This is a genomic window from Aquimarina macrocephali JAMB N27, assembly GCF_000520995.1.
Lineage (GTDB): Bacteria > Bacteroidota > Bacteroidia > Flavobacteriales > Flavobacteriaceae > Aquimarina > Aquimarina macrocephali.
Genome location: NZ_JACA01000058.1, coordinates 28,902 through 52,752 on the forward strand (window position 1 = coordinate 28,902; position 23,851 = coordinate 52,752).

Below are 23,851 nucleotides of genomic sequence, written 5' to 3' on the forward strand. Positions count from 1 at the left end.
AAAACATACAATGAGTAAACGGACCATTTGAATGAGTAAAGTCAATAAAAGTTATGTTTTTACTTAAATCTAATAAACTGTGCTTTATCAAAATAATAACTCGGTGTATATACAGGTTGGTTTTCGTCAAACTTATACCATGGTGAGATCGTGGTATCTTCAAAATTTTTAAGTAAGCACACATTCTGTGCTGGTGTATTTCCTTGAGCCAGAAGATACATCTTATTTCCTTTTTCGTTTACAATTTCATCTACAACAATCTCGATATGACCAGGGGAACCAGGTTTTACCAACATATCACCAATTCGTATATCTTTAACAGATATTTTTTTTAGCTCATTATGCATCGATAATGTCCCTGCATAGGTATAGATCAGATTTAAGTATCTATAGAAGTTTGTTTTGGATTTATTAGGACTTGCTGTTTTATGAAATGTTACTTTGTTGCCATTTATTTTTGGTCGATACCCTTGTGCATATTTACTCCATGAGCAATAATGACCCGAGGTAAAATTAAATCCAATTTCGTCTTTTCTGTTTCGCTCCCACAAATACTCTGATCGAATTCTCATCAATGCATCTGCACATTGTTGCAATCCATTTGATGGAACTGGGACTTCCAGAATTGCTTCGTGCCAATTCTGAGCAAAATATTCGCTGTCATCATAATTTATAATCTTGCTCCCATAAGGTTTTAGCGGATAATGACGTAAGTATCTCTGAAATGAACCTTGCGCATATTCAACCCTCTTATACCCCTCTGGAATCATAACTCGAGTTGAGATAGAATCTCCTTCCTTATTAACATGATCAGGTGTTTTAATTACACTTGTTACAGCTCCTTTTATGTGATTAGTTACTATTTTCCCTTTTGAAGTATTTCTCAATATCAAAAACAAAATGATTACTATAATTAGGGATACTATATATTTCTTCATAACATCAGGATTAGTACTAATTCTTTATTTTTTCATATTCATCAGGGGAATATACTTTGATTAGTTTATCAATTTCATAAAAACTTATTTCTGAAATACACGTGTCATTATACATTGCTCCAATGTCATCAACTTCCATAATTTCAAATTCAATAGCCACAAAATCGTTATACCCCATATGCTGAATATAGTTTTGACTGATATCAATATATTGTGGGGAAATCGACACTTTAGACAAAGAATCTTTTCTGAAACTTACATTTTTCCATTCATCAATTATATATTCTGAATCTACCTCTGCTCCTATAGTTCTGATAGTAATATTGGCAACTCTATTATTATTATACCAAGTTTCTTCAGATTTTAAATATCCCGGAACTATTCTAATTACATAAGGCAAAGCACTCTTATTTTTAAAAGTAATCCTAATTTTTTCTCCTATACCAGAACCTGAAAGACCTTCGACCCATGCTGTATGATCATTGTCATCTATAAGGTTATTTTCCGAATAATCCTGATTTTTACTTCGTAAAACACTAGAGGCCTTACAAGTATCAACCATCAATCGTTTTAATGTATATTTATTATGAAACGCTCCATCAAATTCAACGATAGTAATCAAAGAATCTCTGGATATTTTTATGTTTTGAGAAAACAAAGACTGACCAACTATACCGATCAAAAAAGAAACCAATACCGATAAAAATGAGTGTTTTAATTTATCCATAATCAATACTGTATTAAAAACCTTAGTATCCAAAAATAAAAAAAACCGGTATAATTACTTATACCGGTTTACAGTGAATTATCTAAATATTTTCCTGATTATCGGAAAATAGTAGTAAATGCTAAATTTTATCCTCCAAAATCATCGAATCTAATATGCTCATCTGGGATACCAAAATCTTCTCCCATTTTTTGAACAGCTTTGTTCATTAATGGTGGTCCACAGAAGTATAGTTCTATATCTTCTGGAGACTCATGATGATTTAGATAGTTATCGATTACACAATTATGTATAAATCCAACAAATCCATCTCCTTCGGCATCAATATCGCTTTTAACTTTCCAGTTATCTTCTTCTAATGGTTCTGATAGTGCAAGGTAAAATTTAAAGTTAGGGAAATTCTTTTCTAAGTCATAGAAGTGATCTAAGTAGAACAATTCACGTTTAGAACGACCTCCGTACCAATACGTTACTTTACGACCAGTTTCTAAGGTTCTGAATAGATGATACAAGTGAGAACGCATTGGTGCCATACCAGCTCCTCCTCCAACGTAAAGCATCTCTGAATCGGATTCATTAATAAAGAATTCTCCATAAGGGCCAGAAATAACTACTTTATCTCCTGGCTTCTGAGCAAAGATATAAGATGAAGCAACTCCTGGGTTTACATCCATCCATCCATTTTTAGATCGATCCCATGGTGGTGTAGCAATACGTACATTAAGCATTATCTCTCTTCCTTCTGCAGGATAAGAAGCCATAGAATAAGCACGCTCTACAGTTTCATTATTTTTCATCACTAGTGGCCATAAACCAAATTTATCCCATTCTGCCTGAAACTTATCTGGAGTTTCATGTTCTTCTGGGTGAGCAGTGATATCAATATCTGAATATTTAATTTCACATTGTGGAATTTCAATTTGGATATATCCTCCCGCTTTATACCCCATATCTTCAGGAATACGAACTACAAATTCTTTGATAAAGGACGCTACGTTATAATTACGTACAACCTCAGCCTCCCATTTCTTAATTCCGAATACTTCTTCCGGAACTTCGATATTCATATCTTGCTTTACCTTAACCTGGCAGGCTAAACGTGCTCCATGTTGTAACTCTTTTCGCGAAAAATGGGGCGTCTCTGTTGGTAATGCTTCTCCACCACCTTCTAATACGTGACATTCGCACTGGATACAAGTCCCACCACCACCACAAGCAGATGGTAAAAATATTTTCTGAGCTCCTAAAGTTGATAATAATGTCCCTCCTGAAGCTACTTCAATTTCTTTTTCGCCATTAATGGTGATCTTTACAGGTCCAGATGGTAGTAACTTATCTTTTGCAAATAATAAGATTCCTACTAAAACAAGAATCAGCACCAAAAACGAAATAATGGTTATTGCTATTGTTCCAGCGGTAGATGCTAAAAATATCATATTATTTAAGTATTGTAACGTTAGTATTTTCGGCTACTTCTTTTGTAGTCTCTTTTTTTTCAACCTGAACAGCTTTAGGCTCTTTTTCTTCTTCTTCGCCTCCTGTTAACATTCCTCCAAAGCTCATAAAGCCAATCGCCATTAATCCTGTAAGAATAAATGTAATTCCTAATCCTCGTAAAGGGGCTGGCACATTAGAGTATCTGATTTTTTCACGGATCGCTGCAATAGCAAGAATAGCTAAAAACCATCCTATTCCTGATCCTATACCATATACTGCCGCATGAGAAATAGTTGCAAATTCTTTTTGTTGCATAAACAAAGATCCTCCAAGAATTGCACAGTTTACCGCAATTAATGGTAAAAATATACCCAGAGAGTTATATAAGGATGGTGAAAATTTCTCAACTACTATCTCTACCAATTGTACCATAGTAGCAATAGTTGCAATAAACAATATAAAGGTTAAGAAACTTAAGTCATAATCTGCATATTCTGGTCCTAACCATACCAAAGCACCTTCTCTAAGAATATATTTATCTAACAAAAAGTTTAGTGGTACTGTAATTGCCAATACAAATATCACTGCAGCTCCCAGTCCTACAGCAGTAGATACTTTTTTGGATACAGCAAGGTATGAACACATTCCTAAGAAGAATGCGAATACCATATTATCTATAAAGATCGATTTTAAAAATAATTCTAAATATTCCATGTCTCTTTATTTTAATGATCTTCTATTAATGCTTTATTTCTACTTCTCTGGATCCAGATAATAATTCCAACAGTAATTAACGCCATAGGTGCTAATACCATAAAACCATTATTTTCATAACCTATAGCATACAATCCGGTCTTTTCGATTGGATCGCCCAATACTTTAGCACCAAATAATGTTCCTGATCCTAACAACTCTCTAAAGAAAGCCACTATAACCAATAACACTCCATAACCTGCTGCATTACCTACACCGTCTAAGAATGATTTCCATGGACCATTACCTAAAGCAAATGCTTCAAAACGTCCCATGATAATACAGTTGGTAATTATCAATCCTATAAATACAGAAAGCTCTTTACTTAATGTATAAGCAAAAGCTTTTAATACTTGATCCACCACTATTACTAAGGCTGCTACCACCACTAGCTGCACAATAATTCTAATTTTAGATGGGATAATATTTCTCATCAAAGAGATGACTACATTACCAATTCCTAAAACAAAAATTACTGAGATTGCCATTACAATCGATGGCTTTAATTGTGCCGTAATCGCTAATGCTGAGCAAATACCTAATACTTGTATCGTAATCGGGTTATTATCGGCAAGAGGATCTGTAAGTAATTTCTTGTTTTTCTTCGAAAACAAAGGCTCTTTAGGCTCTTTTACTTTTACTTTTTCTTCTGTTACTTCAGCCATCTGTTATTTTTTTAAAGTTTCGAAATAAGGTTGATACATCTTTATTCCTTTCTTTACCATTGCTGTAACGCCATCACCAGTAATTGTTGCTCCGGCCATGGCATCTACTTCATTATCACTTTTATCTACATTTTTAGGATCTGCATTTCCTTTTTTAACAGTAATTCCTTTATAGTTTCCTGAAGCATCCAATATACTTTCTCCTATAAAATCATCTCTAAAATAAGCTTCCTTAATGTTAGCACCTAATCCAGGAGTTTCTCCTTTATGATCAAAAAATGCTCCTTTTACAGTTTTAAACTCTTTATCTAAAGAAACATAACCCCAAATTGCATCCCAAAGACCGTTACCTCTCATAGGAACCACATAAAACTCTTCTCCGTCTTTCTTACCTATAAACAAAGGAAGTTTTCTTTGATAATTAGCATCTTGCTTAACTTTATCATTTTCCTTTTTCACTTCTATACTAAAAGCGTCACTTGTTTTCTCTGCAGAACTACCAGTAATGATATATTGCTCATCACCAACATATTTATCGAACAGCTCCTGTGCTTTTTCTGCAGGCACAAATTCATTAGGATCTTCTGTATCTGCAATACCCATTGCAAACAAAATATTCTGCTGTTTTTCTGTACGCTTATTAGCATCTATTCTACCTTTCAATGAAGATGCAGTAAATGCCAATAATGAACCAACCACAACTACCATTGCAATGGCAAATATGATCGTGTATGAATTTTTATCTGTATTCATCGCCATGATTAAGCCGTTTTTAGTTTTAAACGTTTCATTCTTTTCTTGATATTACCCTGAACCACGTAGTGATCAATAGTTGGAGCAAATACGTTCATTAATAGAATTGCTAGCATTACTCCTTCTGGATATGCAGGATTGAATACTCTAATTAATATAGAGATAAATCCAATCAAGAATCCATATATCCATTTTCCTTTATTCGTTTGTGATGCAGTTACCGGATCGGTTGCCATAAATACAACTCCAAAAGCAAAACCACCGATAATTAGATGATGCCAGAATTCTGTACTCATTAAACTATAGAATTTACTTCCTTCACTAATCCATCCTGCGTTTACAACTCCATTAAAAATTAATCCCATAGCTAAGGCTCCAAGAACGGCACTTGCCATAATTCTCCAACTTCCAATCTTGGTAAAGATTAAGAATAACCCTCCTAATAAAATCAATACCGCAGAAGTTTCACCTACAGAACCAGGAATAAATCCTAAAAACATATCAGCAACCGAGTATGAAATTTCTTTTCCTTGTGCTAAACTTCCCAGAACAGTTTCTCCAGATATTGCATCTAACTGCGCTCCACCAGCTATTTCGCCAGCTCTTTCTACAGCTCCATGCACCCATACTTTATCTCCAGACATCCATGTTGGATAAGCGAAGAATAAAAATGCTCTTATCGTAAGTGCTGGATTCAGGATATTCATACCTGTTCCTCCAAATACTTCTTTACCAATTACTACTCCAAAGATCACTGCAACTGCCAACATCCATAATGGAGTATCTATTGGAACAATTAATGGTACTAGCATTCCTGTAACCAAATATCCTTCTTCTACTTCATGTCCTTTTATTACTGCAAATAGAAATTCTACTCCAAGTCCAACTCCGTAAGAAATAACAACTAGTGGTAATACTTTCCATAGTCCAACAACAAGATTATCAATTGACCAGAATCCTGCACTAAAAAAACCATTAGCTACAGCTTCTATTTCTCCTGCTGCAAGATGATGTTGATATCCTGCATTAAACATTCCAAATATTAAACATGGTAATAATGCCATGATCACCGTATTCATGGTACGTTTTAAATCATCTGCTCCACGAACATGAGATCCAGAATGTGTAGTTTCATTAGGTAAATACAAAAATGTATGGATTGCATTAAATGCAGGGGCCATTTTTTTGCCTTTATACTTAAGTTTTAGTTTATGTAATTTATCTTTTAATCCCATAGCACTATCCTATTTCTTTTAACATTAAATCTAACCCTTCTCTTATGATTTGCTGATGTGGTTGTTTAGAAACACATACAAATTCGGTTAGGGCAAAATCTTCTGGAGCAACCTCGTACATACCTAACTGCTCCATTGCATCTAGATCATTTACCGCACAAGCCTTAAGCAACTGCAATGGGTAAATATCTAAAGGAAATACATTTTCATAATTTCCTGTAACTACAAAAGCTCTATGCTCACCATTTGTATTGGTGGTAAGTTCATACTTTTTATTAGGAAATAACCAGGAAAAAGTAAGTGCTCTAGAAGGTGAAATCTTATTGAAAATAGGTTTATTCCATCCAAAAAGTTCATAATCGTCTCCTTCAGGAATAACTGTTATGGTATTATGATAATATCCAAGGTAACCATCTGGTTTTACATTTTCTCCTGTAAGTACATCTCCACTAATCACTCTAATATTTCCTTCATCATGTACTCCAGAAGTATATACTACTGATGACACCTCTGCTCCAATCTTAGTTTTAAAATACTTAGGAGTTTTAACAGAAGAACCTACCAAAGCTATTGTTCTTTCTGCATTATATTTTCCAGTTAATAATAATTCCCCAATAACTACTAGGTCTTGTGGATTTACTACCCAAACTGTTTCTCCTTTATTGATAGGATCTATTTTGGCCATTTGCACACTCACATTCCCTGCAGGATGAGGTCCCGAAACGTTATGAATTGTGCTATTCTCTAGGCCAGATAGTGGTGAGTTTCCTTTTTTACCAACAGAAATATGTACTTTACCTTCAGTTAATTTGCTTAAAGCAGTAACTGCAGCTTGAAGTTCTTTTTCTTTTCCTTCTAGTATGTAATCACTATCTGCTGCCAATGGAGCAGTCGTATATCCTGAAATAAAAATAGCTTTTGGAGCTACATCAGGGTTAGCAATTACATCATACGGACGTTGTTTAATAAATGGCCAGCAACCTGATGCTAAAAGGTGGGTTTTAATATCATCCCCACTCATAGAATTCACATCCTTTACACCGAAGTCTGCATATTTCTGTTCCTTGTCTCCAAGAATCTTAAAAGCTAAAATCTTTCTTTTGGCACCACGTACAATCTCTATTACTTCTCCACTGACAGGAGAAGGAAAAAGCATTTTTTCATTAGATTTTGAATAAAAAAGTGGTTCGCCGGCTTTAACTTCTGTACCTTGTTTAGCAACAACCTTTGGCACTATACCGTGAAAATCATCAGGCCTAATTGCGTACACATTACTTCTGATGGCGTCTACAGTAACTTTTTCTGCTTCGCCAACGAGTTTAATGTCTAAGCCTTTTCTGATACGAATGTCTTTTGACATATTTGTAGTCTATGTTAATTAACTAAAAAAATCGTGCAAATTTACTAATTAAAACACGTAAGTGAAAGCTGGTTCTGTTATAAGATAATTATTTATAATGCTTCTAAATAATGATTCGCAACTAAAAAAAACACTCTTCATTCTTTAGGCACACATTTTGCTTATATTTATACCCGTAATTCTCTATATGATGTCACAAAGACCTAAACCATCACTACTGCTTCTATTACTGCTTATTATTGTTCCCAACCTTTTTTTTGGCCAATCACCTATAAGCGAAATCAATACTGCCAATCACATTAAAACAATCCAACTACTTACAGGTGCAGAATTTTCTGGAATACCTATCCTTAAACTTGGAGCTCCTTTTAGAATTACTTTTGATGATATTAATGGCGATGAATCTGATTATTATTACAGAATAAGTCATTATAACTTTGATTGGACACCTTCTTCTTTATACAAGAATGAATATCTGGATGGTTTTGACGAAATCAGAATTGTAACCTACGAAAATTCTTTCAACACATTACAGATGTATAGTCATTATAGCTTAAGTATCCCAAATGAAGATACCAGAAAACTTAAAGTAAGCGGAAACTATCTCATAGAAATATATGATGATGATGATGAAGTGGTGTTCTCTAGAAAGTTTATTGTTTACGAGCCTTTAACATCAGTAAAAGTATACACAAAGAGATCCAGAGACCTCAAACACATAGATACCAAACAATCAGTTCAATTCGAAATAAACTCACCAAATGAAATTTTAAGAAACCCTAGACAAACAGTAAAAACCTTAGTGATGCAAAATAACGATCTCAAAAATGCGATTACTAATCTGGTCCCTCAATTCACCATTGCTAATAGTCTAGTGTACAAATATGATCAGGAATCTAGTTTTTGGGGCGGAAACGAATACTTATTTTTTGACAGCAAGGACATTAGAGCCTCTACAGTAAGTACACGAAGCATAGAACTAAGAGATATCTACCACAATTATCTATATTCTAATCGAGTTAGAGCTAATCGAAGATATACGTATAACCCCGATATCAATGGTAATTTTGTTATTAGAAACCTAGATGCCGAAAATAATAATGTTGAAGCAGATTACGTATGGATGCACTTTTCACTAGAGTGCTACGAACCTCTGGAAGGGGGAGAAATTCATCTTTATGGTAATTTCAACAACTATACTCTTGATGAATCAACACTTCTTCAATACGATAAAGAAAGTGGTGGATACTTCAACAAAAGCATTTTTAAACAGGGATTTTATAATTACAAATATGTCCTCTTAAGACCAGACGGAACTATAGATCCAGGTTTTATTAGCGGTAATTTTGATGAAACTGAAAATGAATACACAGTACTACCTTATTACAGAGCTCCCGGAGCACGCTATGACAGGGTTATTGGAAAAGGAATTGGGAACTCTGCCACTATTACAAATTAGGATAATTGCATTCATTTTTTAAGTTTGTTTAGTTTCTTTTTATTCTACAACACCAATTTTAAGGGGGTTGCTCAGATTCTGAATCATTATATCCATAACACACCACCTTTTCTTCAAAAGTAAAATTTAACCTTGCATTTCTACAAGAGTTGTTTGCGCTATATCTACACTTTCTACAAAACAGCTATTAAGAACAACATATTTCAAAACAACATCTCCAGTATACTTCACTATACAAATATTTAGTTGAACATTAATTTCACGTAGTTCATTAAACACAACCTAATTAACCATACAATAAAATCAGTTTTTTTATTGTTTACATCATTACAACTCTCTTAAAACCACTCATAATGAAAACTTTATTCAAAATTCACCTATTTATTATAATCGCGATATTTACTAGCGATTATACTTATTCACAAATTACTTACAAATCTATTTTTCCTAATATCAGTTTTGAATTTCCCGTAGAAATTCAATGTATAAACAATGGATTAGACAGAATGTTTATTGTAGAACAAAAAGGAAAAATTAAGGTATTCCCAAAAAATGAAAATGTAACCTCATCGCAAGTAAACACCTTTCTTGACATTACAGATCGTGTTCAATTCTCTAACGGTCAAGAATTAGGACTTTTAGGTTTTGCTTTTCATCCTAATTATAGTAGTAACGGCTATTTTTATGTGTACTATACTAAAAACAGTCCTGTTTCTGGCATTTCTACACGAATGGTGTTATCTCGTTTTACCGTTAAAACAGACAACCCTAACCTTGCAGATCCCAATAGCGAACTCATACTCTTTCAATTTGACAAAAATCAAGATAACAGCAATCATAATGGAGGAAAAATAGGGTTTGGCCCAGATTCTTATCTTTATATCTCTTTTGGAGATGGTGGTGGAGCAAATGACCCTAAACGCAATGGACAAAACAAAAATACTGTATTCGGAAGCATTTGCCGTATCGATGTTGATCTTGACGGAAGCAACCCTGTAGAAAGCAATCCGATTTTACCAAATGGTAATTATGAAATCCCAAGTGACAACCCATTTGTAGGAACTGATGGTTTAGATGAAATTTATGCTTATGGAATTAGAAATACCTGGAAATTTTCTTTTGATAAACCTACAGGAAGAATGTGGGGAGCAGATGTAGGACAAAATGCATTTGAAGAAATTAATCTTATCAAAAATGGTAAAAATTATGGATGGAGTAGATTTGAAGGCACCTCTGTAGCCAACAGTAATGTAATTATCTCAGGCCCAGTAGAATCCCCAATATTTAACTATAACCATAACCAAGGTGATGTTTCAATTACTGGAGGCTACGTATATAGAGGTTCCAAAATTACCAGCCTAAATCCCGATATCAATTCAAAATATATTTTTAGCGACTATGTAAGTGGTAGAGTTTGGGCATTAAATTATAACCCCTCTACAGGAAATACATCCAGCGAATTATTATTTAAAACCAATGGACTATACATCTCTTCTTTTGGCGTCGATACAGAAGGAGAATTATATTTTAGCAGCTATGGAAGCAATGCCAAAATATATAAACTTACTGATGGGAATACATCTCCTCCCGGTACTGCAGTAAATGGAATCGGATCTTGGACCGCCCTAAACCAAGGAGTTAACGGAGTTGTGCAAGCAATAGCATCAGACTCTAATGGAAACATATACCATGGAGGCAATTTTAGTAAAGCAGAAAATATAAGTGCAAATAATATTGCTGTGTGGAATAAAAACACTGGTTGGTCTACTTTGGGTAGTGGAGCAAACGGCAGTATCAACACATTAAAAATTGCCTCAAACGGAAATCTATATGCAGGTGGGGTTTTTACCAAAATTGGCGGAATTAATGCTAATAATATTGCTGTATGGAATGGATCACAATGGTCTTCATTAGACTCTGGAATTGATGGAACAGTTACTACAATAGAAACAGATAGTAATAATAATGTTTTTGTTGGCGGAGTATTTAAAACTATTAATGGAATTACAGTAAGAAATATTGCTAAATGGAATGGTAGTCAATGGTCAGCTTTAGAAGATGTAACAAATAAAAAATCAGGAACTAATAACGAAATTCGATCCTTAGCAATAGGGAGTGATGGAACTTTATATGTAGGAGGTAATTTTGATGAAGCAGGAGGTAATATAGCTAAAAGAATTGCAACATGGAACGGGTCTAATTGGGGAACATTGGGAGATGGGACCAGTGGGTTTGTCGAAGCTATAACAACTACTTCAACTGCAATCTATATTGGTGGAAATTTTGCTCTTGCAGGAAATACAACTGTAAATAGAATTGCAAAATGGAACATCGCAACCAATAGTTGGTCGAAACTAGGTGATGGAGTTAACAACAATGTTCGTTCATTACTTCATGACGGAACTCATTTATACGCTGCCGGAGCTTTCACCACTGCCTCTGATAACAATAGCAATAAAATTGTCAACAATATCGCTCAATGGAGTGAAAATACTGGATGGAAAGCTTTAGGAACTAACACTAGCGTTGGGGTAGATATCATTGTCAACACCATGGCATTCTCTTCTGACACTAAAGAAATATTTGTAGGCGGTAATTTTTCTAAAGCAGGAGCTATAAATGCTAAAAACACTGCTTCATGGAGCAACTCATCAGACACGTCATGCACAGCAACAGTACCCACAGGAGTATCTTCTTCTGCAATAGGATCTGATACAGCTACTATTGGCTGGACTGCAGTAGCTGGTGCAACTTATGATCTGAGATACAGACAAACAGGAACAACAACATGGACTACTTCTGCAGAAAATGGAACTTCTAAAGTCATTTCTGGATTAACTCCTTCTACTGCTTATGAAGTACAGGTAAGAAGTAAGTGCGCCGATGGAACTACTTCTAATTATAGTAGCTCTACTAATTTTACAACTACGGGTGTACAACTCAACTACTGCGCCTCTAATGGGCAAAGTATAAGAGATGAATATATCAGTAATGTGAAATTAGGAACCATCAATAAAACATCGACCGGAGGAAGTGGTGGATATAACGATTTTACTGCTGAATCTACGAACCTATCTAAAGGAAATGCTAATACTATTACCATTACTCCTACTTGGACTGGAACTAAATATAATGAAGGATACAGTGTATGGATTGATTATAACCAAGATGGAGATTTTGCCGATACAGGAGAACAAGTATGGACTAATGCTGCTTCACAAACAACTCCAGTAAGTGGAAGCTTTACTGTACCTGCAACTGCAAAAGATGGAAACACCAGAATGAGGGTATCTATGAAATACAATGAAATACCAACTCCGTGTGAGTCTTTCTCTTATGGAGAAGTAGAAGATTACACCGTTGCGATAGGTGGATCTGGTGGCGCAGATAGCCAAGCTCCTTCTGCTCCTGCTGGATTAACAGCTTCTAATGTTGCTCAAACTACACTTACGCTATCTTGGAATGCTGCTACTGATAATGTAGGAGTTACAGGATATGATGTATATCAAGGAGCTACTAATCTTGGATCGGTAACAGCAACTACAAGAAACATTACTGGATTAACCGCTAACACAGCATACCAGTTTACTGTAAAAGCCAAAGATGCAGCAGGAAATGAATCTGCAGCAAGTAGTACTCTAAATGTAACTACTGCTGGAACGTCTTCTACTTATGATGTAAAACTACGTATTACCTTTGACAGATATCCACAAGATACCAGTTGGGAGATTAAGGATACTAGTGATAAAGTACTACATTCTGGAGGATCATACGAATCACAAGCAGGTAATTCTACTATAAACATTACTAAAACTTTAGATAAAGGCTGTTATACCTTTGTAATTAAGGATGCATATAGTGACGGGCTTTGCTGTACATACGGAAACGGATCTTATGAATTAACAAGTGTTACAAGTAATACCGTTTTAGCTTCAGGCGCTTCTTTTACTTCAGAAGAAATTAAAAATTTCTGTGTTGGTAATAACAATACTGATGTAAAAATAAATTTAGATAATTCTAGTTTCAAAATTTATCCAAACCCGGCAGAAAGTTTTATAATTATAAAAACCAATGATTCCAACAATTCTAGTTTCAAAATTGTCAACAAAATTGGTCAAATTGTAAAAACAGGAATAATATCCAGAAATAAAATAGAATTAAATGATTTACCATCTGGGTTATATTTCATTTCAGTTACATCTAATACAAAAACTCAAATTAAAAAATTCATTATAAAGTAAACAAAACACATTGATCTAATTAAAGTTGTTTAAAAATAAATAACCCCTGAATTATCAGGGGTTATTTATTTTTAAACAACTTTCTTCATCTAACTTCGTGCATAAAAAGATCATAATAATCCAGAACTTTTATGTTACAACAAAATATTATTACTTTTAGCCTCACAAGGAAACTACTATCAACTAAAAATGAAGGAAACGGGAAGATTCTTAAAAGAGTATCGCGGCAGCGAATGTCTTAATTGCAATGTACCATTAGACGTTATCGATCGATATTGTCATAATTGCGGACAAATTAACACCAATAAAAGATTATCTCTTAAGGATTTTTTTAATGAGTTTTTTGCCAGTATCTTTTCTTATGATTCTCGTTTAAGGCATACTATTGTTGCATTACTTTTTAAGCCTGGAAAAATCTCTAAAGAATACACTCAAGGTAAAAGAGTAAAATACGCTAACCCATTTCGGTTTTACCTTAGTGTCTCTATCATCTTTTTTATCATTAACGGTTTATTCATTGATTTTGATGGTTTTAGATCAGAAATTGAAGGCAAAGTCAATGTCGGAAAAGATGCTATTACCGAGATCAAAGAAAGCATCAAAATGGATGATTCGTTAACACAGAAAATTAGTGATCAAATATTAGCGACTAACGGTATTTCTAAATCAGATAAAGAAAAAATTAGTGAAGAAATCCTAAAAGTAGAGGGGCTTCCTTTATTAAATGACAACCAAACCGAACCAAAAGAAACCACCTATTATTCACAAAAACAGATTGATAGTATTGGTTTTTTCAAAAGAGGCTTTAAACTATGGCCCATGTATGAAGATTATTATGATAAAACAAAAGAAAAATCCACTTATAAAGCGCTATCAGAACTAAAACATGAAAGAAATCAATTTAACAAATACATCTACCATAGAGTACTAAAAACCAAATCAATAGAGGAAAACTATGGGCAAGAATTCTTTGAATTTATATTTAATAAATTACCCTTCATTATATTCTTCTTTCTTCCCTTTTTTGCTTTAAGCATTTGGCTCATATATATTAGAAGACCTTTTAACTATATGGAGCATCTGGTATTCATATTTCACACTCAAACCATGTTTTTTATAATCATAGGTTTTTCAATTTTGATTGCAAAGATCACCAACATTAATGCTCTTTTTGGGATTGCAATGCTTGTTTTTCTATTTTACCTATATAAAGCTATGCGGAAATTTTATAACCAAGGAAGAGTCAAAACAATTGTTAAATTTCTGCTTGTGAACGTATTATTTTTTATCTTAGCAGGCATAGGTTCTATATTAACTATAATAGGATCGGTGTTTATATTTTGATATGGTACAGCAAATTACCAGAGGAATAAAAATTTCGGTGGATACGACTTTTGAAGGTACGTTCTATAAGAACTATAAGATTCACTTTGCCTTTGGTTATCGAATTACTATAGAAAATCAAAGTAAAGACTCTGTACAACTTACTTCTCGTTTTTGGGAAATCAAAGATGCTTTAAATAATACTGAAATTGTAGAAGGTGAAGGTGTAATTGGCAAGAAGCCGGTTTTAAAACCTGGCGAATCTCACACTTATAATAGCGGCTGTTTACTTAGTTCTCCTTTTGGTGCTATGAAAGGGCACTACAATATGGTTAATTTTACATCTACCAGAAAGTTTCAAGTCATGATTCCGGGTTTTAAGCTAAGTGCCCCTTTTGCACTTAACTAACAATCCTCTTCACTAATTCAAATCTGATTTTATTTCCGTTTTGCTCTACATGACAGTACTTACAATTAGAATCATATACAAAACTATATTTCTTTAAGATATCAAAACCATCCTCTACCAAAGTAAAAAGTCCTTTAAAATCTTCTTTACCATATTCTGTATACCTTCTAATTTCGAATATATCACTCTCTAAAGATTTGTCTAATGTAAAATATGCGCTACTACCGGTACCTGAAAGGAAATGAGCATTTTTCAAAAACCCTTTTGAATTTACAATATGATTATGCTTAGTCTCGGGGATGTTTTTGTCAAAATAATTAGTCAGGTTTTCTTTAAAAACAGATCCTGGATATACATTCAACTTTCCTTGCTCTACTTGATAAATTGGATTCCCAGCAGCTCCTTTTTCTACATTCCCCAAAGGACTTGGTGTAAACATTTTATTACGTAACAGCGGCTTTCTGATTTTAGCATTATCTGTACTTGCCAAAATCGTATCGGTAACGATTCGGGAGCAATTACTTCCTTCTTTTCCAAAAGCTTTATATGGCAAACTTCCTTTTTCCTGAACAGACAACACATAGCTGCTTGCTTCTTTATAATGAATATAGTCACACACAGAAGCTACTAACCGTCCGTCACCATGTGTTTTGTCTGGATTTGCTTCTAACCAAAGCAAAAACTCTTCTACATTACTCAACTTCGAATCAGGTGTTATAGTAGCTTTGAATGGTATTTCTAGCTCTACATCGGTAACCGCACTTCTTACCCTACCATACCCTGGCGGAGTAATATATCTACCAAAATCATAATACTCTGCTCTACCTGTTTCATTTTCAATAAGAACAAAAGCTGCATGACCTGCTTTGATATAACTATGCTTACCCATACCCAAAGCTAAAAGCACTTTAGTCGAAGGCTCATCAGAGTGTTTTACAAACGTATCAGGATAAGCAAGTGAAATTATTTTACCTGTATAATTCAATTTTACATAAATTTAGATAGTTTTCTTAAGCTGTTATAGCTTCAAAAACAACAGTACTTACTTCTTTATTTTGCAGGTTTTCGTATCGCATAGAAAGCTCTTCTTCATTCTTTACAATTTGAGTAATGCTTCTGGTTTTCAAGAACCCTCTATCTATTTGCAGATCAATATCCTTATCGCCTACTCCGGCGTTTTTATGAAAATCCAAAAGTGACATTGAGGTTAATACATTCTGGTTTTCATAAGCAGCAAACCACTTTTTACGTGTTGCTTTCATATCTTTAGTATACAAAGTAGAAGACGACCATATATGGGTTTCTTTTTCTAATCTCCTAAGATGTTTTTGTTGCCCATCCCAAACCATTTCAAAAAGTAAAAGATCAGATTGCCAATTTACAGCTACAATCGTAAAAGGCTCTACCCCTTTACAATTATATGCCAGAATTGCTTTTTCTAAATCATCGGCTTCTAATAGATCTTTTACGACCACTCCTCTACTCTGTCTATACGACGCCGACCTTTCATGAATTTCGAACCCACCATTAAGCAAGCATATCATAGTATTTTTATCACTAACACCAATCCAGGTACCTCCAGCCACAGCATCCTTAGGAAACAGCATTCTGGTTTTATTTACCTGATAAAATTCAGGAAGTAGTGTTTTTCGATTTACAGCCTCATCACGATTAGAGGTTAGTATAAAATTATTTTCTTGAGTTGGGATTAACGTAACTGTACACATAAATTTTGGGTCGGCTAAATATCCCACAACTTACAAAAAAAATTACATACTCTATATCTTTACAATATCAAATGGAGAAGCAGTTTTTTGTTTAACACCACATAATTATTATAAAACAACCTGTAGTCAAAAAAGATAAGTATAACTACAAAAACATGAGTGAGAAAATATGATTTCAAACATTTTACAGATTTTTTTGGTATAAAAGGTTAAAATAGATTTTAGCCTATATAATTTTCTATCTTTGCTACCTTATAATGACAAATTCATTAGACAAATACATCTTACTAATTTAAATTAACACATTACATCATGGGAAAAGGTTTTTTTCAAGTTCCTACTGCATTAAATGAGCCAATAAAGTCCTACGCTCCCGGAACACCGGAAAGAGAAGAAGTTCTGGCAACTTATGCAGCAATGTACAACACTACTGTAGACGTACCTTTATATATTAATGGTGAAGAGATAAGAACAGGAGATACTTCTACAATGGCGCCTCCACACGATCATCAACATATCTTAGGAACGTATCACAAGGCAGAAAAACAACACATTCAAAAAGCAATTGATACTGCACTTGAAGCTCGCAAAAAATGGGCTGATTTAGCATGGGAACAACGTGCTGCCGTATTTTTAAGAGCTGCAGAACTTATTGCCGGACCATACCGTGCAAAAATCAACGCAGCTACTATGCTTGCGCAGTCTAAAAATATATTTCAGGCAGAAATTGATGCAGCATGTGAGTTTATCGATTTTTTACGTTTTAACGTAGAATATATGACTCAAATCTATGAGGATCAACCAGATTCTACTTCTGGAGCCTGGAACAGATTAGAGTATCGCCCATTAGAAGGTTTTGTATATGCAATTACTCCTTTTAATTTTACAGCAATTGCAGGAAACCTACCCGCCAGTGCTGCACTGATGGGAAATACTGTAGTATGGAAACCAAGTGACAGTCAGATCTATTCTGCAAAAGTTATCGTAGATATATTTAAAGAAGCAGGTGTACCTGATGGTGTAATCAATGTAGTATATGGAGATCCTGTTATGATTACAGATACTGTTTTAGCAAGTCCTGATTTTGCAGGAATACATTTTACAGGAAGTACACATGTATTTAAAGATATTTGGGCAAAAATCGGTACCAATATTCATAACTACAAAACATATCCAAGAATTGTAGGAGAAACTGGTGGTAAAGATTTTATCATGGCACACCCTAGTGCAAATGCGAAACAAGTTGCTACTGGTATTTCTCGTGGAGCGTTTGAGTTTCAGGGACAAAAATGTAGCGCAGCATCCAGAGCTTATATACCAAAGAGTCTATGGGCAGATGTAGAAAAATACCTGAAAGAAGATGTCAAGTCTTTCAAAATGGGATCGCCAGAAGATATGAGTAACTTCATTACTGCAGTGATACATGAAGGGTCTTTCGACAAATTAACTAAATATATTGATCAGGTAAAAAATGATGCAGATGCAGAAATTATAGCTGGTGGTGGGTACGATAAATCCAAAGGATATTTTATTGAGCCAACTGTAATAGTAGCTAAAGATCCAAAATACACTACAATGTGTACAGAATTATTTGGTCCTGTTATTACAATATATGTTTATGAAGACAATAAATGGGGTGAAACATTAGAACTGGTTGATGGAACCAGTGAATACGCATTAACTGGAGCTATATTCTCTACAGATCGTTATGCTGCTGCAGAAGCAACTAAAGCATTAGAAAACTGTGCGGGTAATTTCTACATTAATGATAAATGTACTGGAGCTGTTGTAGGGCAACAGCCATTTGGTGGAGCCAGAGCTTCTGGTACTAATGATAAAGCAGGTTCATACCTTAACTTATTACGTTGGGTATCACCACGCATGATCAAGGAAACATTTGTTTCTCCAGCAGATTACAGATATCCTTTTTTGGGAGAATAATCTCAACAAATTACATATAAAAAAAGTGCCAAATGGCACTTTTTTTTGTTTGGGCATACCACTTAAAACATTTAAATTTACTCCAAATCACACACCAACTTAATATGAAGAAAATATTAATTACCGGAGGAGGTATTGCTGGTCTTGCAACCGCAAGGATGCTTCAAAACCAAGGGTATCAGATCAAGTTAATTGAAAAACAATCCGAATGGCAAATATCTGGAACTGGATTATATTTACCTTCTAATGGAGTTGTTGCGTTGGATAAAATAGGATTGGGAACTATTGCAAGAGAGAAAGGGTTTATTATAGATTATCGCAATATAAAGAGTGCCAAAGCAGAAACGATACTTGATTTAGATCTTGAAAAAATATGGGGAAGAGAAAAACCATGCCTGAGTATAAAAAGAAAAGTACTTCATGACATTCTTATTAATGGAATAAATAATATTGACATTGTTTTCAATACCACTATTAAGAATCTAAAAACAAATCCACAATCTATTGGAATAGAACTATCAGATGGCTCTAAAGAAGAATATGACTTGGTTATAGGAGCAGATGGATTGTATTCTAGGGCCAGAAATTTAGTTTTGGGAGATATCCCTCTAAGAAAAGTAACTGCACAGGTGTGTCGGTTTATGATTAAAAAACCAAAAGACATTAATTCATGGACCTTATTTATAAGCTCGGCAGGGCAATTTCTAATCATCCCTACCGATAAGGATTTTGCATATTGTTATGTAAATAGAAAAACAAAAGGTTTTAAAACGTATGACAAAAAACAGTATATGGAACCTTTTAAAAAATTTGCCTCTCCAGTTCCCGAAATTCTTAACACATGGAATCCCGATGAAGCCTACTGGAATGATTTAGAAGAGCTTCCTCAATTACCGGTTATGGGCAGTAGCAGAGTCGTTCTTATAGGAGATGCAGCCCACGGAATGCCTCCATTTATGGCGCAAGGTGGTGCTCTTGCTCTAGAAGATGCTGTTGTATTATCTGGTTTACTTAAAAACGAAGATTGGAGCACCATGGCCTCTACGTTTTCAAAAAACAGGATTAATCGTATAGATTGGACCAGAGCTCGTAATCAAAAGCGCGAAAAACTCTCTAAATTACCTTATTGGATTGCCAAGCTAGGATTAAAAAAAGTAGGAGAAAAAAACTGGACCGAAGATTACAAACCTCTTACCAAAACCCCTAATTGGTAGATTTAAATAATACATGTATCTTTTTCCTCTAAACAAAAAACAACAACATATCACAACCTAGTATGATTATAAGAACAGCTATAATAGAAGATCTACCTATTCTTTTGGATTTTGAACAAAAAATCATTGAGGCAGAGCGCCCAATGGATCCTACATTGATACAGGATAAAAAAATAAGCTATTATAGTGTTAAGGATTATGTCTTATCTGATCACACAGAGGTTGTTGTTGCTGAGATTGAAGGAGAAATTGTTGGAAGCGGCTACGGACAAATACGTGACCGAAAAAACTTCTTCAAACAAAAACAATTGGGCTATATCGGTTTTATGTATGTAAAAGATCAACATAGAGGAAAAGGTGTTAGCCAGAAAATCATAAAATACATATGTGATTGGTTTGCAAGTAAAAATCTAGAAGAAATACGTCTTACGGTTTATGATCAAAATCCAAGAGCTATACGAGCTTATGAAAAAGTTGGTTTCAAAAAGCACCTTATTGAGATGAGAGTAAACCTAAATGATTTAGATTAAAATATCTCTCTGCAAGCTCTAATTCTGTTTTCTAAAGGATTTATGATGAAGTAAGATTTATAAAAAACAAACAGCTACAATAAACATGTTACTGTAGCTGCTTTATTTTAGTAAAATAAGAGAGATGTTTTATCCACCCATCTTTTTGTTATAGTATTGTTCTATACTAAAGTTGCCCAATTCTAGATCATTGAAAAAAGCTTCCTTATTATCGAAAAGTTTTTCTACTTCATATGGGTCATGTATCATTCCAAAAACAGCGCCCTTTTCGTTCATTGAAAGATAATTGCCATCTTCCAAATCTTTGATAAGCATAATTACTCCCCAGCGGCTATTCCAATTTACTCCATAAGTTCTTTTAATTTCACATTACCCTTTTGATTTAACTCAATATCTAACCTATTTAAGAAATCCTCAACTGCTTCTAGTAATTCATCCTTGTCCATAGCTTTCTCTTCATCAAATTCTTGCCATACAGATTCAATTAAAAAACCTTCTTTTCCATTATATTTGAATAAAAGTATTGGAGATTCATCACTATCCATCGTTTCATAATGAAAATCAGTAAACTGATCAATTCTTATTCTCTCAACCCATCTTCTTAATAATACGCCAAGTTCAGCAATTAATAAATCAGTGGAATCAAAAAAAAGCTTTCCTTTCAGGAAGATTCTTAAAGTTCCTTCTAAATAAGCAACAAAATACTGCTTTTTATTTTCTTCAGGTATTGAAGTAATTTCAAATTCTATTTTCATTATGATATAAATTATTTGATTGGGAAAGCATTTATTACTTTGCTATCAAATCCAACTATTACCCTAACAGAAGTTTGTCCTTTAGTACCGATTACTCTTCCTAAATTAGTATGTACCCTAAATGTGTTTAACAAATTAGGGTTGGATAAAAACTGTGCGTTGGGTGAGCGTAAAGCTTCTTGAACAATTTCTCTCGCTGTTCCAATATCAATTGTATTGAATTTTGCAAATTTACCTGAACCGATGTTCAGGTGTTCATTTTTAACAAATATTGAACCTAAATCATCAGCTGCTGTAAACGATGCCTTCGATGCTCTTGCCAAAGCATTACTCGTCCTAGCAACATTTCCAGCTCTACCAGCCACTCCTGCACCTGGTATCAAAGATAAAGATTCCTATTTGTAAATTTGCAGACTCTCCTCCTAAAACATAGAAAACATTGTTAACATCCCCGGTTGATGCAGCTTACTAAAAAAAAGCCCTCACATCTCTGCAAGGGCTTTTGATATTAGTCTTTCAATTCTTCTTCTAATGGTTGTCTAACCTGTTCCTCAAATTGTAAATCTATCACTCCAAGCTCTTTGAAGTTTCTTCGAGCTTGATTAAGGCTCATCTCATTTGCTCCACCTTCATAATCCGGATCATGTAATTGGATTCCATCATCTTCCCAGAAACACACTGGACAGGTTTGAAATGTGTTATCTGGCTTTTCATTTAGGGTATAATATTTACAGCAAGGGCATTGATAATTACCATGTCTATTTTGTTTAGTTTCCATATTTCTGTACTTGTTTTAGATAGTAATTCAAACCTTGTTTTGGTCTGAAGAAAGTTTGAATGGTACCATTAGGGTGAGTGGTTAAAAATTCTCCTGTTTTGTTATTGAATTTAAAACCATACCCTTGTCTAGAGGTAAATCCACTGATACTACCGCCGACCGGACTATCCGCCAATTTAATCGCTCGATTGTAGAATGCATTTTTAGAAATAGCCCCCCATTGAGACCATTCTCCAGAGTGCTTTGCGAATTTTGCAGCAAAGTTAGGAAATCTTCCCTGTGTTAAGAGCTTTGTACTCCCCTTAACAACACTTCCTGTCCTACCGGCCACTCCTGCACCTGGTATCAAAGATAAAGATTCCTATTTGTAGATTCTCCTCCTAAAGCATAAAACAAACAGCTACAATAAACATGTTACCATAGCTGCTTTATTTTAGTAAAATAAGAGAGATGTTTTATCCACCTATCTTTTGTTATAGGAAGGCACCACCAATATTGCCACTCTTTTTATTAAGGACCCCAAAATCAATCTAATGTAAAAAGCCTCTGCAAAATGCAGAGGCTTTCATATTTTTATTAGTCTAATTATTCAGAAAGGTTTATAACCTCTATAGTTCCCATGCGCTCAAAATTTAAAAGGTTATCATTTCTGTTAAATTGAGAAGTTTCAACCGTATTCCCATCTGATATTGGAGTTGAAAGAATATAATCGTTATCAAACACAACTTTTACTCCGAAGGGCTCAGGTTTGTTTTTTAATCCAACAAATTCAATAGATTGTATTTTAGAAGCAATTATATTGCTGAATTCTTGAACTTCTGTTACTTCATAATACTCCATCTCTAAATCACTTTCACATTCTGACTTCATCCAAGCATCCATCCTGGATGTAAAAGATGACCAAGAATATACCTTTGTAGGTATTCCTTCAAAACGGAGGTAAGGAGTCCACATATCCTCTTTATCGGTAGTGATAACACATAAACGATCTGGATTTTGACGAAAAACAAATCCAAAAGATATATCAATATCTAATTCTTTTTCTTCGCCTAATGGAGGCCAAACAACAAGAAATAACTTCTTTATCTCCTTATTTCTTAATTCTTTAAATGTCTTCATAATTAATGTAGTGGTTTTGCGAGTTGATACCAGTTGTTCGATGTTTTATTAATAACCGAAATGAAAGTCCCATCAGCTTTGGTGACCAACATCTTACCATTACTAATATACATAATTGCATTTGAATGCTGATGCCATTGCCCCACACGTGTCAGAGCTGGGTTTGCATTATTTAAAAGTTGATTTGCAGCTCCTCTTAATTGCGGTAACATCTTTTGGACTTGCTGTGCAGAAACATTACCAAACCCTAAAACATTCCTATGCTTAATCAAGTGGCCTGCCGAGTTCTTACCCCAACCTAATATTTGGCTACTCATCCTAGCAACATTTCCTGTCCTACCAGCCACTCCTGCACCTGGTATCAAAGATAAAGATTCCATTTGTAAATTTGCAGACTCTCCTCCTAAAGCATAGAAAACATTGTTAACATCCCCTGTGCTAGCAGCTTGTTGTAACCTGCTATTAGTACGTGCTGCTCTAAAATGTG

At 34.4% G+C, this 23,851-nt stretch carries 24 protein-coding genes; 7 read left to right on the plus strand and 17 right to left on the minus strand.

Annotated elements, in window-relative coordinates; translation table 11 throughout:
• Positions 1-59: 59 nt before the first annotated feature.
• The 8 genes from Z054_RS0125330 to Z054_RS0125365 all read right to left on the minus strand — a co-directional run bounded on the left by Z054_RS0125330 (position 60) and on the right by Z054_RS0125365 (position 7,868).
• Positions 60-938, minus strand: coding sequence for a DUF4846 domain-containing protein (locus Z054_RS0125330; protein ID WP_024772801.1), 879 nt, complete (start codon positions 936-938; stop codon positions 60-62).
• Positions 939-954: 16 nt separating this feature from the next.
• Positions 955-1,665, minus strand: a complete 711-nt coding sequence (locus Z054_RS0125335) for an NADase-type glycan-binding domain-containing protein (protein ID WP_024772802.1) — start codon at positions 1,663-1,665, stop codon at positions 955-957.
• A gap of 128 nt (positions 1,666-1,793) precedes the next feature.
• The gene (nqrF, locus tag Z054_RS0125340; RefSeq protein ID WP_024772803.1) at positions 1,794-3,101 is read right to left on the minus strand and encodes an NADH:ubiquinone reductase (Na(+)-transporting) subunit F; all 1,308 of its coding nucleotides are present in this window, start codon (positions 3,099-3,101) and stop codon (positions 1,794-1,796) included.
• Position 3,102: 1 nt separating this feature from the next.
• Complete coding sequence (gene nqrE / locus Z054_RS0125345; RefSeq protein ID WP_024772804.1) at positions 3,103-3,816, minus strand: NADH:ubiquinone reductase (Na(+)-transporting) subunit E; 714 nt, start codon at positions 3,814-3,816, stop codon at positions 3,103-3,105.
• A gap of 11 nt (positions 3,817-3,827) precedes the next feature.
• The gene (locus Z054_RS0125350; protein ID WP_051473916.1) at positions 3,828-4,520 is read right to left on the minus strand and encodes an NADH:ubiquinone reductase (Na(+)-transporting) subunit D; all 693 of its coding nucleotides are present in this window, start codon (positions 4,518-4,520) and stop codon (positions 3,828-3,830) included.
• A 3-nt stretch (positions 4,521-4,523) separates the two neighbouring features.
• Positions 4,524-5,279 (minus strand): Na(+)-translocating NADH-quinone reductase subunit C, encoded by a 756-nt coding sequence (locus tag Z054_RS0125355; RefSeq protein ID WP_024772806.1) that lies wholly within the window; start codon positions 5,277-5,279, stop codon positions 4,524-4,526.
• 2 nt (positions 5,280-5,281) lie between these two features.
• Positions 5,282-6,508, minus strand: coding sequence for an NADH:ubiquinone reductase (Na(+)-transporting) subunit B (locus Z054_RS0125360; protein WP_024772807.1), 1,227 nt, complete (start codon positions 6,506-6,508; stop codon positions 5,282-5,284).
• A 4-nt stretch (positions 6,509-6,512) separates the two neighbouring features.
• Positions 6,513-7,868, minus strand: coding sequence for a Na(+)-translocating NADH-quinone reductase subunit A (locus tag Z054_RS0125365; protein ID WP_024772808.1), 1,356 nt, complete (start codon positions 7,866-7,868; stop codon positions 6,513-6,515).
• A 187-nt stretch (positions 7,869-8,055) separates the two neighbouring features.
• On the opposite strand from Z054_RS0125365, the gene Z054_RS0125370 reads away from it, so the two are divergent.
• From Z054_RS0125370 to apaG, 4 genes are all read left to right on the plus strand, one after another.
• On the plus strand, positions 8,056-9,327 hold the full coding sequence (locus Z054_RS0125370) for a type IX secretion system plug protein (protein WP_241461457.1): 1,272 nt from the start codon (positions 8,056-8,058) through the stop codon (positions 9,325-9,327).
• A gap of 353 nt (positions 9,328-9,680) precedes the next feature.
• Positions 9,681-13,568, plus strand: a complete 3,888-nt coding sequence (locus Z054_RS30610) for a PQQ-dependent sugar dehydrogenase (protein ID WP_024772810.1) — start codon at positions 9,681-9,683, stop codon at positions 13,566-13,568.
• 189 nt (positions 13,569-13,757) lie between these two features.
• Positions 13,758-14,912, plus strand: a complete 1,155-nt coding sequence (locus Z054_RS0125385; protein WP_024772811.1) for a DUF3667 domain-containing protein — start codon at positions 13,758-13,760, stop codon at positions 14,910-14,912.
• Between the two features lies 1 nt (position 14,913).
• The gene (gene apaG, locus Z054_RS0125390) at positions 14,914-15,300 is read left to right on the plus strand and encodes a Co2+/Mg2+ efflux protein ApaG (RefSeq protein ID WP_024772812.1); all 387 of its coding nucleotides are present in this window, start codon (positions 14,914-14,916) and stop codon (positions 15,298-15,300) included.
• Here the strand turns inward: apaG and Z054_RS0125395 are convergent.
• Both Z054_RS0125395 and Z054_RS0125400 read right to left on the minus strand, forming a co-directional pair.
• Complete coding sequence (locus Z054_RS0125395; RefSeq protein WP_024772813.1) at positions 15,293-16,285, minus strand: DUF6695 family protein; 993 nt, start codon at positions 16,283-16,285, stop codon at positions 15,293-15,295. The genes apaG and Z054_RS0125395 overlap by 8 nt on opposite strands.
• A gap of 25 nt (positions 16,286-16,310) precedes the next feature.
• Positions 16,311-17,027 carry an NRDE family protein gene (locus Z054_RS0125400; RefSeq protein WP_024772814.1) on the minus strand — a complete coding sequence of 239 codons (717 nt, stop codon included), beginning with the start codon at positions 17,025-17,027 and terminating at the stop codon, positions 16,311-16,313.
• Positions 17,028-17,339: 312 nt separating this feature from the next.
• Here Z054_RS0125400 and pruA point away from each other — a divergent pair, with 312 nt between their 5' ends.
• The 3 genes from pruA (at position 17,340) to Z054_RS0125415 (ending at position 20,712) form a co-directional block, all read left to right on the plus strand.
• The gene (pruA, locus tag Z054_RS0125405; RefSeq protein ID WP_024772815.1) at positions 17,340-18,968 is read left to right on the plus strand and encodes an L-glutamate gamma-semialdehyde dehydrogenase; all 1,629 of its coding nucleotides are present in this window, start codon (positions 17,340-17,342) and stop codon (positions 18,966-18,968) included.
• 104 nt (positions 18,969-19,072) lie between these two features.
• The gene (locus Z054_RS0125410) at positions 19,073-20,182 is read left to right on the plus strand and encodes an FAD-dependent monooxygenase (RefSeq protein ID WP_024772816.1); all 1,110 of its coding nucleotides are present in this window, start codon (positions 19,073-19,075) and stop codon (positions 20,180-20,182) included.
• Positions 20,183-20,244: 62 nt separating this feature from the next.
• Entirely contained in the window at positions 20,245-20,712 is a 468-nt protein-coding gene (locus Z054_RS0125415; protein WP_035093560.1) for a GNAT family N-acetyltransferase, read from the plus strand.
• Between the two features lie 129 nt (positions 20,713-20,841).
• Here the strand turns inward: Z054_RS0125415 and Z054_RS31925 are convergent, their stop codons facing one another.
• The 7 genes from Z054_RS31925 to Z054_RS31930 all read right to left on the minus strand — a co-directional run.
• Entirely contained in the window at positions 20,842-20,988 is a 147-nt protein-coding gene (locus Z054_RS31925; RefSeq protein WP_161635341.1) for a hypothetical protein, read from the minus strand.
• Between the two features lie 65 nt (positions 20,989-21,053).
• Entirely contained in the window at positions 21,054-21,467 is a 414-nt protein-coding gene (locus Z054_RS0125425; RefSeq protein ID WP_024772819.1) for a DUF7878 domain-containing protein, read from the minus strand.
• Positions 21,468-21,478: 11 nt separating this feature from the next.
• Positions 21,479-21,850, minus strand: a complete 372-nt coding sequence (locus Z054_RS0125430) for a hypothetical protein (RefSeq protein WP_024772820.1) — start codon at positions 21,848-21,850, stop codon at positions 21,479-21,481.
• A 125-nt stretch (positions 21,851-21,975) separates the two neighbouring features.
• Positions 21,976-22,245, minus strand: coding sequence for a CPCC family cysteine-rich protein (locus tag Z054_RS0125435; RefSeq protein WP_024772821.1), 270 nt, complete (start codon positions 22,243-22,245; stop codon positions 21,976-21,978).
• Positions 22,235-22,594, minus strand: coding sequence for a hypothetical protein (locus tag Z054_RS29285; RefSeq protein WP_024772822.1), 360 nt, complete (start codon positions 22,592-22,594; stop codon positions 22,235-22,237). The genes Z054_RS0125435 and Z054_RS29285 overlap by 11 nt, the downstream gene beginning before the upstream one ends.
• 236 nt (positions 22,595-22,830) lie before the next feature.
• A complete protein-coding gene (locus Z054_RS0125445) occupies positions 22,831-23,364 on the minus strand; it encodes a hypothetical protein (protein ID WP_024772823.1) in 534 nt (177 codons plus the stop codon).
• A gap of 2 nt (positions 23,365-23,366) precedes the next feature.
• Positions 23,367-23,851: hypothetical protein (locus tag Z054_RS31930; RefSeq protein ID WP_035093563.1), on the minus strand; the 485-nt coding region annotated here is incomplete at its 5' end.